The sequence below is a fragment of the Bradyrhizobium sp. sGM-13 genome (assembly GCF_018398875.1).
In the GTDB taxonomy this organism is placed as follows: domain Bacteria; phylum Pseudomonadota; class Alphaproteobacteria; order Rhizobiales; family Xanthobacteraceae; genus Bradyrhizobium.
Map to the genome: position 1 here is coordinate 1 of NZ_JAGWDK010000574.1, position 204 is coordinate 204.

Consider the following 204-nt stretch of genomic DNA (forward strand, 5'->3'; position numbering starts at 1 on the left):
GCTGGTTGCGGGTCAACACCAGCTCGGAGACCATGGTCATCAGATGTTCGAGGGTGTCGACGTTGACGCGGATCGACTGGTTGGCGACCTTGTCGGCGACCTCGCCATCGACCTCGACGGCGGCGGCGCGCTTGGCCGGTTTTGCCTTGGTTTCCTTCGCAGTTTCCTTGGCTTCCGGCGCCGGCGCAGCCTTGGCAACGGCAA

1 protein-coding gene is annotated in these 204 nt (G+C 64.2%); it reads right to left on the bottom strand.

Annotation, left to right across the window (positions count from 1 at the left end; translation table 11 throughout):
* A partial coding sequence (locus tag KJQ96_RS40025) for a hypothetical protein (RefSeq protein ID WP_213291331.1) occupies positions 1-204 on the bottom strand: 204 nt, incomplete at both ends.